8 protein-coding genes are annotated in these 17,549 nt (G+C 71.7%); 7 read left to right on the forward strand and 1 reads right to left on the reverse strand.

What is annotated here, in order from left to right; translation table 11 throughout:
- Positions 1 to 36: 36 nt before the first annotated feature.
- Both BMY97_RS21070 and BMY97_RS21075 read left to right on the forward strand, forming a co-directional pair.
- Positions 37 to 1,773: an IucA/IucC family protein gene (locus BMY97_RS21070; protein WP_091619136.1), complete on the forward strand. Its 1,737-nt coding sequence runs from the start codon at positions 37 to 39 to the stop codon at positions 1,771 to 1,773.
- Positions 1,770 to 3,083, forward strand: coding sequence for a type I glutamate--ammonia ligase (locus tag BMY97_RS21075; RefSeq protein WP_091618700.1), 1,314 nt, complete (start codon positions 1,770 to 1,772; stop codon positions 3,081 to 3,083). Before BMY97_RS21070 ends, BMY97_RS21075 begins: the two co-directional genes overlap by 4 nt.
- Position 3,084: 1 nt before the next feature.
- Here BMY97_RS21075 and BMY97_RS21080 read toward each other — a convergent pair whose 3' ends face one another.
- On the reverse strand, positions 3,085 to 6,189 hold the full coding sequence (locus tag BMY97_RS21080; protein WP_091618702.1) for a GH92 family glycosyl hydrolase: 3,105 nt from the start codon (positions 6,187 to 6,189) through the stop codon (positions 3,085 to 3,087).
- Positions 6,190 to 6,454: 265 nt separating this feature from the next.
- Between BMY97_RS21080 and BMY97_RS21085 the strand changes: the two genes are divergently transcribed.
- The 5 genes from BMY97_RS21085 to BMY97_RS21105 all read left to right on the forward strand — a co-directional run bounded on the left by BMY97_RS21085 (position 6,455) and on the right by BMY97_RS21105 (position 17,284).
- Positions 6,455 to 10,822 carry a glycoside hydrolase family 3 C-terminal domain-containing protein gene (locus BMY97_RS21085; RefSeq protein WP_218156824.1) on the forward strand — a complete coding sequence of 1,456 codons (4,368 nt, stop codon included), beginning with the start codon at positions 6,455 to 6,457 and terminating at the stop codon, positions 10,820 to 10,822.
- Between the two features lie 202 nt (positions 10,823 to 11,024).
- Entirely contained in the window at positions 11,025 to 12,437 is a 1,413-nt protein-coding gene (gene sthA / locus BMY97_RS21090) for a Si-specific NAD(P)(+) transhydrogenase (RefSeq protein WP_245787418.1), read from the forward strand.
- 71 nt (positions 12,438 to 12,508) lie between these two features.
- A complete protein-coding gene (locus BMY97_RS21095) occupies positions 12,509 to 14,440 on the forward strand; it encodes an intein-containing Rv2578c family radical SAM protein (RefSeq protein WP_091618704.1) in 1,932 nt (643 codons plus the stop codon).
- A gap of 124 nt (positions 14,441 to 14,564) precedes the next feature.
- Complete coding sequence (gene aspS, locus BMY97_RS21100) at positions 14,565 to 16,343, forward strand: aspartate--tRNA ligase (protein ID WP_091618706.1); 1,779 nt, start codon at positions 14,565 to 14,567, stop codon at positions 16,341 to 16,343.
- A complete protein-coding gene (locus BMY97_RS21105; protein WP_177231464.1) occupies positions 16,343 to 17,284 on the forward strand; it encodes a DUF389 domain-containing protein in 942 nt (313 codons plus the stop codon). The genes aspS and BMY97_RS21105 overlap by 1 nt, the downstream gene beginning before the upstream one ends.
- Positions 17,285 to 17,549: the final 265 nt, after the last annotated feature.

The following is a 17,549-nucleotide window of genomic DNA, read 5'->3' on the forward strand; positions in this document are numbered from 1 at the left end:
GCCTGGCGCGCCGCGGGTTCCCTTGTCGTGCACAAGATGCTGGGCGAGCTGTCGTACGAGGCGATGCTCGTGCCGAAGCCCGGCGAAGCGACCAACGACGGGCACCGCACCTGGCAGCTGGAGCTGCCTGGTGACGTCTCGTACCGTTTCGAGGCCCGGCGCGGCGCGTTCGAGTCCTGGACGGTCCGGCCGGGCAGTGCGGTCCGGGCCGCCGGCGGGGCGGAGGCGCCGGCCGACGACCCGCGCACCCTGGTCGTCGACGCGCGGGAAACACTGGGGCTGACCGGGCTCCGGCTCGCCGACGTCCTCGCGGAGCTGACCGCGACGGTCGCGAACGAGGCGGCCCGCCTGCGGCGCGCGCCCACGGCTCCCGCACTGTCCACGATGGACTACAACCTCGCCGACGGGCACCTCACCGGGCACCCGCGGCTGGTGCTCAACAAGGGCCGCGTCGGCTTCTCCGCCGCCGATCGCGGCCGGTACGCGCCCGAGGCCGGCGCCGACGTCCGGCTGCGCTGGTTCGCCGTGCACCGCGACCTCGCCGAGTTCCGCTGCGTCGCCGGGCTCACCGAGTCCGAGCTGCTGGCCGCCGAGCTGGACGAGGCCGAGCGGGCGGCGTTCACCGCGCGTGTGGCCGAGGTCGGAGAGCCGGCCGATTACCTGTGGGTGCCCGTGCATCCTTGGCAGGCGGACGAAATCCTCGGCACGCTCTACTCGGCCGAGCTGGCGACCGGGCGGCTGGTGGACCTCGGCGACGGCGGTGACGCCTACCGTCCCCATCAGACCGTGCGCACGCTGGCCAACACCTCGCGACCGGACCGGCACGACGTGAAGACCGCGGTTTCGGTGCGCAACACGCTGGTCTACCGCGGCCTGAACTCGGCGGCCACGCTGGCCGGCCCGTCGGTCACCGAGTGGCTGCGCCGGATCGACGCCGCCGACCCGCTGCTGTCGCGCGAGTACCGGTTCGAGCTGCTCGGCGAGGTCGCCAGCGTCTCGGTGCGGCACCCACTTTTCGGTGCGCTGGAAGAACTTCCGTACCGCTTCCACGAGACGCTGGGCGCGCTGTGGCGGGAGCCGCTCGTCGCCCGGCTCGGCGAGGGGGAGCAGGCGATCTCGTTCGCCGCGCTGCCCTACCGCGACGCCGACGGCCGGTCCGTGCTCGCCGGGCTGATCGAGCGCGCGGGCCACGGCGCCGAACAGTGGTGCGCGCGGCTGTTGGACCTGCTGCTCACGCCGTTGCTCCAGTGGTTGCTGCGGTACGGCGTCGGCTTCTGCCCGCACGGCCAGAACCTGATCCTGGTGGTCGACGCCGACGGGTGGCCGCTGCGCGTGGCGGTCAAGGATTTCGCGCAGGGCGTGGACCTGCTCGACGAGGAGCTGCCCTGTTACGCCGACCTCCCGCCGGAGGCGAACGCCGACATGCTGCGCTGGCCGGCGCACCTGCTCGCGCAATCGCTGTTCAGCTCGGTGTTCTCCGGGCAGCTGCGGTTCTGGGCGGAGATCCTGCTCGACGACCTGGGCCTGCCGCGCGGGGTGTTCTGGGCGCTGGTGCGCACGGTCGTCGGCCGCTATCGCGACGAGAATCCCGACGTCGCCGAGCGGTTCGACGCGTGCCGCCTGCTCGCGCCGGACGTGGAGCGCGTGACACTCAACCGTGAGCACTTCGCCGGGCAGGGCTTCGACAAGGTGGAACGCGACGACGAGTTCGACGTCCGGTGGGGCCGGGTGCCGAACCCGTTGCACACACCGGACCCGGACGGCGCCTGGTGACGCCGTTCGCGCGTCCCGTCGGACCGCGTTCGCTGGCCGCGCGGGCTTCGGCCGGGGCTATGGCGGGGGAGATCCTGCGCCGGGTGCTCGACGACGAGGGCACCCGCCTGCTCCTGCTGGTGCCCGACCCGCACGCGCGGTTCGCCGCGGCCGAGGTCGGCGGGCCGTTCGCGGCCGAAGTACTTGACGACGGCTACGGCGTGTGCAGCTACGTGTTCGCCTGGACCCCGGACCGGGAGCCGCTGCCCGGCGGTGGCGCGCTTTCGCCGTACCTCGGCGGTTTCGGCGATCTGCGGATGCGCCCGGACCCGGCCACGGCGGTCCCGCTCGGCGACCGGACGTGGGCGGTGGTGTGCGACGCGGAGTGGCCGTCGGGCGAGCCGGCCGGGCTGGCGCCGCGGTCCGTTCTGCGGGTGCAGCTGGCGGCATTGGAAGAGCACGGGCTGGTGCCGTCGGCGGGGATCGAGCACGAGGTCGTCTTCCGGGACGCCGACGGCGCGCCGCTGACCTCGCACGGCGTCGACTACGCGCTCGGCGGCACCGAACGGCTCGCGCCCCTGCTCGCTTCGCTGCGGGAAGCGGCCGCGGGCCTCGGAGTGGAGTCCGTGCGCGCCGAATGCCACCCGGGCCAGTACGAGGTCGTGCTGCGGCACCGCGACCCTCTGGCGGCCTGCGACGACGCGTTGCTGCTGCAGCTGCTCACCCGCCGCGTCGCCGCCCGGCACGACGTCCGCGCCGACTACCTGGCCGCGCCGGAGCCGGGGCAGGGCAACTCGTGCCACGTCCACCTTTCACTGTCCACAACGGATGGTCCAGCTACGCTTTCCGGTCAGCTGGGTGCTTTCCTGGCGGGCGTGCTGCGCGACGCGCAGGCGCTGACGGCCGTGTGGGCGCCGACGTGGAACAGCTACACCCGGCTGCGGACGGCGTCGTTCTCACCCCGGGTGCTCCGCTGGGGCCCGGACGACCGCACCGCCGCCGTCCGGCTGTGCGGGCCGCCCGCGTCACCGAGGCTCGAGTTCCGCTTCGCGGGCGCGGACGCGCAACCGCATCTGGTGCTGGCGGCCCTGCTGGCGTCGGGCCGTGCGGGTATAGCGGACGGTCTCGCCCCGCCGGAGCCGGGCGTGGAGGTGGGTTCGCTCGCGCCGACGCCGTGGGAGGCGCTGGCGGCCCTGGAGGAAGGGCGCGCGGCCGCGTTGCTCGGGGAGGATGTCGCGCAGCAGCAGGCGGCACTGCTGCGCGAGGAGATCGCGGCGGGTCTCGACGGCGTGACGGACCTCCACCGGCGCCGTGGGGCCCTGCGGTCCTGAGTCAGTCGCCCGGGCAGAGGTGCAGCGCCAGCACGTTTCCGCCGGAAACGCTCACGTGCACCCGCGACACCACGAAGCCGGCGCCGACCGAGAGCCGGAAGTCGGCGCTCCCGTTCTCGCGGTTGCCGAAGCCGGCGTCCGGGAGGGTGAACGTCGCCGTCTTCCAGGTGCCGGTCCCGGTGTCGGTCACCGACGAGCTTCCCTGGTACCGCTGGTTCGGGTCGCTGGAGTCGTACTGCACGTTCCACGAGCCGGTGCCCTGGTCGAGGTAGTCGACGTCGATCGTCGCGGTGTACGGGGTGCCGCCGGGCACCAGGTCGTCCGTCACGCCGAAGTACAGGTAACCGTCCGAAGTGGACCTTCCGGACCGCCCGGCGACGGTGACGGGTGCCGAGTGCCCGTCGCCGTTGTCGAGCCGCTGCAGGCCGCATTCGGTGTCGCTCGCGCCGAGCGTGTCGCAGGTCGTCGCCTTGCCGTCCGCCGCCGGCACCGTGACGGTGATCGTGGCGCCCGGCAGCGCGTGCCCCGCCGTGTCGGTGAAGCTCACCGGCACGGGGTGGTAGCCCGAAGGCGCGTCCGCGGCGACCGCGACGGTGACCCCGGCGGTGGTGCCGGGGCGCAGCACGCCGGACGACGGCGTCACCGTGATCCCGGCCGGAGGCTGGGCCCGCCAGCGCACCGGACCGGACCGGCCGGCGGCAGCGACCGCGCCGATGGTTGCCGGGAAGCTCGCGCCCTGCGCCGTGCGCACCTGGCCGGTCGGGCTGGTGTAGCCGATGGCCGCCACCTGTCCGTCCGAATAGGACGGTGGTGACGAGGTCGCGCCCCAGGACGGGCTGGGCTGCGCGGAGAGGTCGAACTTCAGCGTGGTCCCGGTCCGCAGCGCCGAGGGCGGCAGGTAGGTCTTGTCCCACCGTTTGCCGTCGACCGACAGGCCGGTGACGTACGGGTGGTCCGCGGCCGCCGCCGGGGCGTCGATCGTGATCGACCGCCCGTTCGCCAGGTGCAGCACCGCCTTCGGGAACAGCGGGCTGGCGAACGCGAGGTCGGTGGTCCCCGGCGTCACCGGGTAGAGGCCGAGCGCGGCCCAGACGTACCAGGACGACTGCGCGCCGAGGTCGTCGTTGCCGGGCTCGCCGTTCGGCGTCGCCGAGAACAGCTGCGCCTCGATCCGCCGGACGACCTCCTGCGTCTTCCACGGTTGGCCGGTGTAGTCGTACAGCCAGGGCGTCGCGAAGTCGGGTTCGTTGCCGGACCACTGGTTCGGCAGGTTCGGCCCGGTGTTGAGCAGCTGGAAGAACGCGTCCGCCCGCAGGTTGACGGCGGCCGGCCCGCCCATCGCCGTGATCAGCCCGGCCATGTTCTGCGGGACCAGGTAGTTGTACTGCGCGGCGTTGCCCTCGTCGAACCCGTTCTGCCCGAACTGGCCGGCCGGCGGCGCCACGAAACCCGGACCGGCCGGGAACGCGCCCGTGCTGTCCTTGGGCCGCAGGTAGCCGGTGCCGCCGTCGAAGATGTTCTGCCAGTTCTGCGACCGGCCCGCGTACGTGCGCGCGGTGTCGTGCTTGCCGAGCGCGCCGGCGAACCGTGAGATCGCGAAGTCGTCGATCGCGTATTCCAGCGTCTGCGACGCGCCGGTGCGGACGTGGCCCTGCTCGGCGCGGTCGTTGGGCACATAGCCGTAGGTCTGGTAGTCGGCGACGCCTTCCCGCTCCTGGTAAGGGAAGTTGGGCGGCGCGGGGGTCGTCGCGCCCTTCAGCATGTACTTCAGCGCCGTTGTCGTGTCGAAGTCCTGGGCGCCGAAGGCGTGCAGCGACGCGAGGAACGGCGTCACGTTGTCGCCGTTCATGACGCCGGATTCCCCGTTCATCACCGGCCACTTCGGCAGCCAGCCGAACTGCGCGGCGTCGTTGACCAGCGACTGCGCGAGGTCGCTGCCGACGTCCGGCAGCAGCAGCGCCTGCAGCGCGGCGAGGCAGCGATAGGTGTCCCACAGCGAGTAGTTCGCGTACTGGACGCGCTGGTGCCCGCTCACCGAGTGGACCTTCGCGTCGAAGCCGGGGTAGCGGCCGTCGACGTCGCTGAACGTCGTCGGGTACAGCAGCGAGTGGTAGAGCGAGGTGTAGAACGTCTTCAGCTGGTCCGCGGTGCCGCCGCCCACCTGGATGCGGGACAGAACGCCGTCCCACTGTTGGCGAGCGGCCGCCTCGACCGGTGCGAGGTCCCAGCCGGGGATCTCGGCGGCCATGTTCCGCTGTGCGCCTTCGGTGCTGACGAAGGAGATCGCGACCTTCATGTGCAGGACCTGGTTCGCCCGGGTGTCGAAGGTCAGGTAGCCGCCCGCGCGCGGCGAAGAGACGTCGATCGACGTCCCCGGCGTACCGACCGTGGTCCCGTCCCAGCCGCCCGCCGCGGTGAACGGCCGGTCGAACTGCAGCGCGTAGTAGATCGTGTAGTTGTTCTGGTGGCCGCAGAACTGGCCGGTCGACGCCGAGCCGACGACTTCGTGGTCGCCGATCGTCCGCACGGCCGCGGCCTGGTCGCCGTTGAGGCTGGCGCCCGCCTTGACCAGGAGCTGGGCCTTGTCGGTGGCCGGGAACGTCAGTGCCGCGAGACCCGTGCGAGTGGCCGACGTCAGGTCGGCGCGGACACCCGAGTCGGCCAGCGTCACGCCGTACTCGCCGGTTCGGGCCACCTCGGTGTCGTGGGAGAACTTCTCCGTGCGGTCCCACGGAGCGGTGCCCACGTCGCCGACCACCGGCAGGATCGGCACGTCGCCGAACTGGCGGCAGCCGACCGACGCGTGCGTGAGGCTGAACCCGCGGATCTGGTCGCTGTCATAGGAATAGCCGGCGTACGCGTCCGGTGTGTCCGGGCTCCACTGGAGCATGCCGAACGGCACGGCCGGGCCGGGGAAGTTGTTGATCTGCCCGACTTGCTCACCGCCGTTTCCGGTCCCGATCATCGGGTCGACGTACTGCGCCGGGTTCGTGACGAGCGAAACCCCGGGCGCGGCCGCGGCGGACGGCGTGGCGACGCCGAGCGCGAGCAGGACCGCCGCCGCGGCGAGCAGCAGCCGCCAGGATCCGGTGGGGACACGGTGCATGGCAAGCCTCCGAAGTCGCGAGTTGCGCCGAGAACCTGCTGCCGCCCCTGACCTGACAACGCTGTCAGGAGCGTCTGGAAGTGTGGGTTTTCCCGGAGGCTTTGTCAATGGAGAAGCCGCGCGACCCGATCTTGCGGAAACTTTGCGTCGCCTTTTTTCGGCGGCCGGACAAAGAAGGCGACAAATTCGGGGGATCCTTGACTTTTCCCTTCGGGCAACGGAACTCTGAGCTCTGCCTGAGTCCTGGTCCCCGCGGAGGTTCTTCATGGCCCACACGCGTCCCGCTCGCCGGTCCATGGCTTTCGCCGTTGTCGCGCTGAGTGGGATCACGCTGGCCGTCGCCGTGATGAACGGCTCCGCGGCGGCGGCGCCACCCCCGCCTGTCTACCGCGACACGCAGCACAGCTTCGCCGAGCGCGCGGCGGATCTGGTGTCGCGCATGACGTTGCCGGAGAAGGTGCAGCAGCTGCACACCAACAACGCGCCGGCCATCACGCGGCTGGGGGTGCAGCAGTACACCTACTGGAGCGAGGGCCAGCACGGTCTGAACCGGCTCGGCGCCGACGCCGGCGCGGGCGGCCAAGGCGACGTCGACAACGTGCACTCGACCAGCTTCCCGGTCAACTTCGCCGCCGCGATGTCGTGGGACCCGGCGTTGACCTACTCCGAGACGACCGCGATTTCGGACGAAGCCCGCGGTTTTCTGGACAAATCCCTTTTCGGCACCGGCCAGAACAACATCGGCCCGGACGTGAACGACTACGGCGACCTGACCTACTGGGCGCCGACGGTCAACCTGGACCGCGACCCGCGCTGGGGCCGCACCGACGAGGCGTTCGGCGAAGACCCGTACCTCGTCGCGCAGATGGCGGGCGCGTTTGTCAACGGCTACCAGGGCAACAAGCCCGACGGCAGCCCGATGACGCCGTACCTCAAGGTCGCGGCGACGGTGAAGCACTACGCGCTCAACAACGTCGAGGACAACCGGCTGTCCGGGGACTCGGTCACCACCGAGGCCGACCTGCACCAGTACTACCTCAAGCAGTTCCAGAAGCTGGTCCAGGACGATCACGCCGCCGGGCTGATGACCTCGTACAACGCGATCAACGGCACGCCCGGCGCGGTCGACACCTACCTGGTGAACCAGCTCGCCCAGCGCACCTTCGGGTTCGACGGCTACACCACGTCCGACTGCGACGCGATCCAGACGGCGTGGGAGCCGCCGCCGGGCGGGCACCTCTGGGCCGCGCCGGGCTGGAAGTCCTCGGTCTCCGGCGCGCAGGTGATCTGGACCAATACGGCGACCGGCGCGACCATCCCGGCCGCCGCGGGCGCGGAGGCGTACGGGCTGCGCGCCGGGACCCAGCTCAACTGCACCGGCGATCAGGCCACACTGACCAACATCCAGGCCGCCATCGGCGCGGGCATCCTGTCCGAAGGCGTGCTCGACGCCGACCTCGTCCGGCTGTTCACCATGCGGATGGCCACCGGCGAGTTCGACCCGCCCGCCCAGGTGGGCTACACGAAGATCGACAAGTCGGTGATCGAAAGCCCGGCGCACCAGGACCTCGCGACGAAGGTCGCCGACAACTCCTTGGTGCTGCTGAAGAACGCGGCTATGCCGGGTGGCGGGCCGGTCCTGCCGGCGGACCCGGCGAAGACGGCCAAGGTCGTGGTCCTCGGCGATCTGGCGAACACCGTGACGCTCGGCGGGTACAGCGGCCAGCCGACCCACACGGTGAACCCCGTCGAGGGCATCAAGGCCGCGCTCCCGAACGCCTCTGTCGTGTTCGACGCGGCGGGAACCTCGACGACCGCCACCACGCCCGCTGTCCTGAGCGACGCGACCAAGTCCGCCGTCCGAGCCGCCGACCTGGTCCTGATCTTCGCCGGGACGGACCACTCCTCGGCGAGCGAAGGCCACGACCGGGCGAACCTCGGCATGCCCGGCAACTACGGCTCCCTGATCGACCAGGTGACGGCGCTGGGCAACCCGCGCACGGCGCTCGCGCTCCAGACGGTCGGCCCGGTCGCGCTCGGCGACCTCCAGGCGAAGGTGCCCGCGATCCTGTTCAGCGGCTACAACGGCCAAAGCCAGGGCACGGCGCTCGCGGACGTCCTGTTCGGCAAGCAGAACCCGGACGGGCACCTCGACTTCACCTGGTACTCCGGCGACGCGCAACTGCCGCCGATGCAGGACTACGGGCTGAACGCCGCGAGCACCGGGGGACTCGGCCGGACCTACCAGTACTTCACCGGCGCGCCCACGTACCCGTTCGGCTACGGCCTCGGCTACAGCACGTTCCGGCTCTCGAACGTCACGGCCGACCGCCGGTCGGTGGCGCCGGACGGCACCGTGAACGTCGGTCTCGACGTCACGAACACCGGGCCGCGCAAGGGAACCACGGTGGCGCAGCTGTACGTGGCGTCGCCCGGGGCCGGCACCGGTGACGTCCCGCTGCAGCGGCTCGCCGGGTTCCGCAAGACCCAGCCGCTCGACCCGGGGCAGACCCAGCACGTCGTGCTGCCGGTGAAGGTCTCGGACCTCGCGCTGTGGGACACCGCGCATTCACGCGAGGCGGTGGCGCCCGGGACGTACCAGTTCCGGGTCGGCTCCGACGCGTCGACCATCGTGGCCCGCTCCGACGTGCAGGTCACCGGCGCGGCCAAGCCGAAGGTGCGGACCGTGACCGTGCAGCCGGAGTCGGTCGTCTACCACCCCGGGCAGACCTTCGACCTGGCCGGGCGCAACCGCTGGCTGGCCGACGACACCAACCCGGCCGAGGAGCCGGACCGCGACCTGGGCATCGCCGCGGACAAGGTGGTCGAGGCGGTGAACGACGACCAGTCCTTTGTGGACACCAGTCACGCCGCGGTCGGCTACCGGAGCAGCAACCCGGCCGTCGCGAGCGTGGACCGCAACGGGTCGGTGCGGGCGATCAAGGACGGCGTCGCGACGATCACCGCGACCGTCAACGGCGTTTCGGGCTCGGCGCCGATCGTCGTGCAGGGGACGTTGACGAGCACGGTGCCCTCGATCCTGGCGGCGGCCGGCTCGGGCCCGGCTTCGGCCACGTTCACCAACGGCGACACGAAGGACGTGCGTGACCTCGCCGTTTCGATCACGGCACCGCCCGGCTGGACGGCCACCCCGGCGGGCCCGACCACGTACGCCCGGGTGCCCGCGGGCGGCTCGGTCACGGTGAAGTGGACCCTGAGCGCGGGCGCGGACGTCAAGCCCGGCTCCTATCCGATCGGGTTCACGGCGAAGTCGAGCGCCGGCTCGTTCGGCTCCAGTGGCGGCGTCAAAGTGCCTTATCCCTCAGTGGAAGCGGCCTACGACAACACCGGGATCAGCAACGACAACGCCCCGGCGGCCGGCGCGTTCGACGGCAGCGGCCTGAACTACTCGGCGCAGGCACTGGCCGCGGCCGGGTTCCCGCCGGGGCAGACCGTGACCGCCGGCGGGATCGGCTTCACGTGGCCGCGGCCGAACGTGCCGGACAACATCGTCGCGGGCGGGCAGGTGCTGCCGGTGAGCGGCCGGGGCGCGCTGCTCGGGTTCCTCGGCTCGAGCGCGTTCGGCAGCACGTCGGCGCCGGGCACGATCGTCTACAGCGACGGCAGCACCCAGGGCTACACGCTGTCCTTCGCCGACTGGTGGGCGGGCGGCGCGTCGCCGGGGACGTCGATCGCGGCGACCACGCCGTACCTCAACTCCGGGCCGAACAGCGCCCGCCAGAACCAGAACGTGCACGTGTACCTGGCCTGGGCCGCGCTCGACCCGGCGAAGACCGTGCAGTACGTGATCCTGCCCGACACCGCGTCGGGCCAGGCGCCGAACGCCCCGGCGGCGCACGTGTTCGCGGTCGGCATCGGGCCGGCCGCCCAGTCCGCGACCGTCGGCGCCGCGTTCGGCAATCCGGACAGCACGCACGGACTGGTGGTGCAGAACGGCGGCGACGGCAGCACCACGGCGACGACGGCGGGCGGCCTGCCCGCCCGGACCACCGCGGCCGGGTCCTCGTACCTCTACCTCGACCTCGACGACGGCGTGGTGCCGGGCGGCGGCTACCAGGCGACCGCGTACGTCAGCTATTTCGACCACGGCACCGGCGGCTGGAACCTCCACTACGACTCGTTCGCGGACGTCCCCAACAACGCCTACCGCGACTCGGCGTGGGTCACCGACACGAACACGGACACGTGGAAGACGGCCGTGATCCCGTTGCCCGACGCGGCGTTCTCCAACCGCGAGAACAACCATGCCGACCTGCGCCTGAACATCGGCACCGGCGAGCAGTCGATCGGCCGCGTCGCGGTGACGGTCGGCGGCGGCAACGTCGTGCCGATCAGCCTGGCGACGGCCCAGCCGGACGCACCCGTGGTGACCCAGCAGCCGCAGGATGCTTCGGCGGCTCCCGCCACGTTCACCGCGTACGCCCTCGGCGACCCGGCACCACTCGTTCGCTGGCAGGCCATGGCGGCCGGGGGCCCGTGGGCGGACGTCCCGGACGCGACGGGCACCACGCTCACCGTCGCCCAGCCGGTCGAGGGCACCCAGTACCGGGCGGTGTTCACGAACCTCGCCGGCGCCACCACGTCGGACGCGGCCACGGTGCACGTCCCGTAGCGCGACGAAAGCGTTGCCGGGCAACGGTTATCCGGGCACTCGTGCCCGTGGCGCTGTTGACCAGGACGTCGATCCGCGGGCAGCGAAGTCGGCGACGAGCGGTTCGGCCCCGGTCCCGCCAGCCGTGAAGCACTGGTCCAAGCCCTGCACGACGCCGCTTTCGGGGTTGCGCGGCGGCGGGGGAGTGCGCAGGCTACAGCACGTGAGCGAACACGAGTACGACCTCATCGTCATCGGCTCGGGGCCCGGCGGGCAGAAGGCGGCCATCGCCGCCGCGAAGCTGGGGAAGAAGGTGGCGGTCGTCGACCGGCACGACATGGTCGGCGGGGTGTGTGTCAACACCGGCACGATCCCGTCCAAGACACTGCGCGAAGCGGTGCTCTACCTGACCGGCATGAACCAGCGGGAGCTCTACGGGGCGAGCTACCGCGTCAAACAGGACATCACCATCGCCGACCTGCTGGCCCGCACGCAGCACGTCGTCGGGCGTGAGGTGCAGGTGGTGCGGTCGCAGCTGCTGCGCAACCACGTCGACCTCGTCGCGGGCACCGGCTCGTTCGCCGACCCGCACACGATCATGGTCGAGGGCCGCCACCCGGGCGACCGCCGCACCATCACCGGCGACTACGTGGTGATCGCCACCGGCACCCGCCCGGCCCGCCCCGCGCACGTCGACTTCGACGCCGCCCGGGTGCTCGACTCCGACGAGATCCTGCGGCTGGAGCAGATCCCGTCCTCGCTCGTCGTCGTCGGCGCCGGGGTGATCGGGATCGAGTACGCGTCGATGTTCGCCGCGCTCGGCTCGCGCGTGACCGTGGTGGAGCAGCGGGACCAGATGCTCGGCTTCTGCGATCCGGAGATCGTCGAGTCGCTGAAGTTCCAGCTGCGCGACCTCGGCGTCACCTTCCGCTTCGGGGAGAAGGTGGCGAACGTCGCGGTCTCCGCCGACTCCACCGTCACCACCCTGGTCAGCGGCAAGCGCATCCCGGCCGACGGCGTCATGTACTCCGCGGGCCGCCAGGGCGTGACCGGTGAGCTGGCGCTGGAGAACGCGGGCCTGATGGCCGACGAGCGCGGCCGGCTGGCGGTGGACGAGCACTACCGCACCGGGGTGGAGCACGTCTACGCGGTCGGCGACGTGATCGGGTTCCCCGCCTTGGCGGCCACCTCGATGGACCAGGGCCGGCTCGCCGCGTACCACGCGTTCGGCGAGCACGCGAACGGCTTGGGCGCCCTGCAGCCGATCGGGATCTACACGATCCCGGAGATCTCGTACGTCGGCGCCACGGAGGCGCAGCTGACGTCGTCCTCGGTGCCGTACGAGATCGGCATTTCGCGTTACCGCGAGCTGGCGCGCGGGCAGATCACCGGTGACAGCTACGGAATGCTGAAGCTGCTGGTGTCCACAACGGACCGGAAGCTGCTGGGCGTGCACGTGTTCGGCACCGGCGCCACGGACCTCGTGCACATCGGCCAGGCGGTGATGGGCTGCGGCGGCACCGTCGACTACCTGGTGGACGCCGTGTTCAACTACCCGACCCTGTCCGAGGCGTACAAGGTGGCGGCGCTGGACGCGACCAACAAGATCCGGGCGCTGGAGCGGTTCCCCGTGTGACGAGGACCCGACCGGACGCGCGGCGAGACCAGCCTTGTCATTCGAACATATGTTTGACAGTACTCTAGAACATGTGTTCGACTGGACGAGTGCGATGGGAACGGCAGCGGGCAGGGGAGGGTGAGCCGGTCCTGCCAGGCCTGGACGGCTTGGTGCGGTCGGTGCGATCACCGGAATTCGACGGCGTCACCTTTCACGAGGTGCACGCCCGGTCGGTGCTGAACAAGGTCCCGGGAGCCTCCGCGGTGCCGTTCCGGTGGACGGTGAACCCGTACCGGGGCTGCTCGCACGCGTGCACGTACTGCCTCGAAGGCGGCACCCCGGTGCTGCTGGCCGACGGCCGGGTCAAGCCGATCGCCGACCTCGCGGTGGGCGAGGCGATCCTCGGCACGCGCGGCCACGGCGTCGCGCGGCGGCTGGTGCCCACGGAGGTGCTGGCGCACTGGACCACGGTGCGCGAGGCCTACCGCGTGACCCTCGACGACGGCACCACGCTCGTGACCGGGCCGGACCACCGGTTCCTCAGCGCGCGCGGGTGGAAGTACGTGACCGGCAGCAAACTCGGCACGGCGCAGCGGCCGCACCTCGAGGTCGGCACGGAACTGGTGGGCGGCGGGCGGTTCGAACGCACGCCGGACGACACACTCGGCTACCGCGCCGGGTACCTGTGCGGGATGCTGCGCTCCGGCGGTTTCGCGGCGGAGCCGGACGCGGCCGCGCGGGCGCTGCGCTACCTGCCGGACTTCGGCTCCTCGGTGGGGTTCCTGCGCATCCCGCCGCAGCCGGACGCGCACTGGTCCCGCGGGTTCCTCGCCGGGCTGTTCGACCTCGCCGGCTCGTACCGCCGCGGGGTGCTGTCGATCGCGCACGACGAGACGGACGTCGTCGAGACGCTTTTCCAAGCGCTGGAACGGTTTTCCTTCGGCTACGAGACGGTGGGGCACCGCGGCCACCCGGGCCGGCGCGTGGCGCGGCTCTCCGGCGGCACCGGCGAGGTGCTGCGGTTCCTGCACCTGGCCGACCCGGCCGTGGCGTGGAAGCGCTCGCTCGACGGGACCACGATCGGCTCGGTGCGGCGCACCGTCGCGGCGGTGGAATCGCTGGGACTGGACCTGCCGCTGTACGACATCACCACCGGCACCGGCGATTTCGTGGCCGACGGCATGGTGTCCCACAACTGCTTCGCCCGCAACACCCACACCTACCTGGATTTCGACGCGGGCCACGATTTCGACACCCAGGTGGTGGTGAAGATCAACGCGCCGGAAGTGCTTGCGGCGCAACTGAAACGCCCGGGCTGGTCGCGCGAGCACGTGGCGATGGGCACGAACACCGACCCGTACCAGCGCGCGGAGGGCCGCTATCGGCTGATGCCCGGGATCATCCGCGCGCTGGCGGACTCGGGCACCCCGCTGTCGATCCTGACGAAGGGCACGGTGCTGACCCGGGACCTGCCGCTGCTGGAATCCGTGGCGAAGGACGTCCCGGTGCGGCTGGCGGTCTCGATCGCCCTGCTGGACCGGGAGCTGCAGCACCGGCTGGAGCCGGGCACGCCGAGCCCGCAGGCGCGGCTGGAGCTGGTCCGCAAGGCGCGCGCGGCGGGGTTGCCGTGCGCCGTGCTGGTCGCGCCGGTGCTGCCGTGGCTGACGGACTCCGCCGAAGCCCTGGACGCCCTGTTCGCCCGCCTCGTGGAAGCCGGGGCCACCAGCGTCAGCGTGCTGCCGCTGCACCTGCGCCCCGGCGCGCGCGAGTGGTTCGCCTCGTGGCTGGGCCGCACGCACCCCGCGCTGGTGCCGCGGTACAAACGCCTGTACTCCCGCGGCGCGTACGTGGACCGCGGCTACCGCGAACGCCTCGGCGAACGCGTCGGCCCGCTGCTGCGCCGCCACGGCCTCGCCCCGCGCGACGAGGCCGATCCGCAGCCGCCCCGGCGGGTGGCCGAGGTGCCGGAGCCGCAGGTGGAGGAGGTGGCGCCGGAAGCCGAACAGCTCCGTCTCCTGTGACCGCTCCGCAAGCCGCCGGCGCTGGTCCGGGACAAGCCTGGTAGCACGGCCGCCCGGGCCGTTCGTTAGCCTCTGGGTTCGGCGAAAACCGTCGTGAACCCGTGGGCGAAGGAGAGCAGTCGCAGTGCTCCGCACTCATCAAGCCGGCACCCTGCGTGCCGGGCAGGCCGGTCAGCACGTCACCCTCACCGGCTGGGTGGCCCGGCGGCGCGATCACGGCGGAGTCATCTTCATCGACCTCCGCGACGCCAGCGGCGTCGCCCAGGTGGTGTTCCGCGAGGGCGAGATGGCCGAGCGCGCGCACGCGCTGCGCTCCGAGTTCTGCGTGAAGATCGTCGGCGAGGTCTCGCGGCGGCCCGAGGGCAACACGAACACCGAGATCCCCACCGGGGAGATCGAGGTGCTGGCCACGGAGCTCGAGGTGCTGTCCGAGGCGGCGCCGCTGCCGTTCCCGATCGACGACCGGGTGGACGTCGGCGAGGAGATCCGCCTCAAGCACCGTTACCTCGACCTGCGCCGCAGCGGCCCGGCCGCGGCGATGCGGCTGCGCAGCGAGGTCAGCCGCGCCGCGCGCGAGGTGCTGCACGCGCAGGACTTCGTCGAGGTCGAGACGCCGACGATGACCCGCTCGACCCCCGAGGGCGCGCGCGACTTCCTCGTGCCCGCGCGGCTCAAGCCCGGCTCGTGGTACGCGCTGCCGCAGTCGCCGCAGCTGTTCAAGCAGCTGCTCATGGTCGGCGGCCTGGAGCGGTACTACCAGATCGCCCGCTGCTACCGCGACGAAGACTTCCGCGCCGACCGCCAGCCCGAGTTCACCCAGCTCGACATCGAGATGAGCTTCGTCGAGCAGGACGACGTGATCGCGCTCGGCGAGGACATCGTCACCGCGCTGTGGAAGCTGATCGGGCACGAGATCCCGCGGCCGATCCCGCGCATCACCTACCACGAGGCCATGGCGAAGTACGGCTCGGACAAGCCGGACCTGCGCTTCGACCTCGAGATCACCGATATGACGGAGTTCTTCGCGGACACGCCGTTCCGGGTGTTCCAGGCGCCGTACGTCGGTTCGGTCGTGATGGCCGGCGGCGCCGACCAGCCGCGCCGCCAGCTCGACGCGTGGCAGGAGTGGGCGAAGCAGCGCGGCGCCCGCGGCCTCGCGTACATCCTGGTCAACACCGACGGCACGCTCGGCGGGCCGGTCGCGAAGAACCTGTCGGAGGCCGAGCGCGAGAACGTCGCGGCCGCCGCGGGCGCGAAGCCCGGTGACTGCATCTTCTTCTCGGCCGGCAAGGCGAGTGCGACCCAGCCGCTGCTCGGCGCCGCCCGCGACGAGATCGGCAAGCGGCTCGGCCTGATCGACGAGGACGCCTGGTCGTTCGTGTGGGTCGTCGACGCGCCGCTGTTCGCGCCGGTCGAGGACATCGGCGACGACGTGGCCGTCGGCTCCGGCAAGTGGACCGCCGTGCACCACGCGTTCACCTCGCCGACGCCGGAGTGGATCGACAAGTTCGAGTCCGACCCGGGCAGCGCGCTCGCGTACGCCTACGACATCGTCTGCAACGGCAACGAAATCGGCGGCGGCTCGATCCGTATCCACCGCGGCGACGTGCAGAAGCGCGTGTTCAGCCTGATGGGCCTGTCCGACGAGGAGGCGCAGGAGAAGTTCGGCTTCCTGCTCGACGCCTTCGCGTTCGGCCCGCCGCCCCACGGCGGCATCGCGTTCGGCTGGGACCGCATCGTGATGCTGCTGGCCAAGGCCGATTCGCTGCGTGACGTGATCGCCTTCCCGAAGACCGGCGGCGGCTACGACCCGCTCACGGCCGCTCCGACGCCGATCACCGCGCAGCAGCGCAAGGAGGCCGGCATCGACGCGAAGCCCGTGCCGCCGGCGCCGCAGGCGTAGTGCTGCACTTGCGGGCGGTGTGCCCGCCGGAGCGGACCGACGAAGTGGTCGAGTTCCTGCGGACGCACGCCGGCACCGCGCACCTGGTGGTGCACCGCGGGGTCGCCGTCCAGCCGGAAGGCGACCTGATCGAGGCGGACATCGCGCGCGAGGCGGCCGACGAGATCGTCGACGCCCTGTGCGCGCTGCACCTCGACCGTTCCGGCGGCATCACGCTCGAGGCACTGGACACGGCGCTGTCCGACGCGGCCGACGCCGCGGAGGAGGCCGCGCCCGGTGAAGGCGCGGATGCCGTGGTGTGGCAGGAACTGCTGGGCCGCACGGGCGAGGAGTCGCGCTGGAACCTGACGTTCCAGGCGTTCCTGGTGATCGCCTGCCTGCTCGCGGCCGTCGGCGTCGTCACGGACTCGGCGGTCACGATCGTCGGCGCGATGGTGGTGGGGCCCGAATTCGGGCCGCTGGCCGCCATCGCGGTCGGCCTGGTGCTGCGCCGGCGCGATCTGATCGCCCGGGCCGGGGTGGCGCTGCTGGTCGGCTTCCCGGTCTCGATGGCCGTCACGCTCGGCGCGGTCCTGCTCGGCTCGGCGACCGGGGTCTTCGACCCCTCGGCGATCGTGGGCAACCATGCGGTGGACTTCGTCTACCAGGTCGGCGTCGCGTCGTTCGTCGTCGCACTGCTCGCCGGCGCGGCGGGCATGCTGGCCATGACCTCGGCGAAGTCCGCGGCGCTGGTCGGGGTCTTCATCTCGGTGACCACGGTGCCGGCGGCGGGTTACGCCATGGTGGCCGCGGTGGCCGGGCGCTGGGACCGGGCCGGCTACTCGGTCCTGCAGCTGCTGGTCAACCTGCTCGGGATCGTGCTCGCCGCGGCCGCGGTCCTCTTGGTGCGCCGTCGCAAACAGAGTTCCGCCGCGCTTCGGCGCCCGCTTTCGTCCGGGTGACGAGCCAATCGGGTCACTCGGCGCTTCGGGATCGGTTCGGTGTTTTCCCACTGCCCATAGTGGGTAAGGAAAAGCGGTGAACCATCGCAGAGGAGTCCCCGCCGCGCCGGTGCCCACGGATTCCCGGATCGGTTCAGGTGACCGGCGCGCCAGCGCGAAACCCGGCCCGGTACGGCCATTCCGCTGATTTTCGCCGCACGGCGCAACGCCGCGGTGCTTTGTCACGTCCCGGCTTTTCACCAAGAGCACAGTTCACCAAGAGCAC

The organism is Amycolatopsis saalfeldensis (assembly GCF_900110575.1).
Lineage (GTDB): Bacteria > Actinomycetota > Actinomycetes > Mycobacteriales > Pseudonocardiaceae > Amycolatopsis > Amycolatopsis saalfeldensis.

Bases quoted from the DNA above. Each gene is read 5' to 3' on its own strand.
- BMY97_RS21095 (WP_091618704.1), top strand. From the start codon at position 12,509: ATGTGTTCGACTGGACGAGTGCGATGGGAACGGCAGCGGGCAGGGGAG.
- BMY97_RS21085 (WP_218156824.1), top strand. From the start codon at position 6,455: ATGGCCCACACGCGTCCCGCTCGCCGGTCCATGGCTTTCGCCGTTGTC.
- BMY97_RS21070 (WP_091619136.1), top strand. From the start codon at position 37: ATGCTGGGCGAGCTGTCGTACGAGGCGATGCTCGTGCCGAAGCCCGGC.
- BMY97_RS21080 (WP_091618702.1), bottom strand. From the start codon at position 6,189: ATGCACCGTGTCCCCACCGGATCCTGGCGGCTGCTGCTCGCCGCGGCG.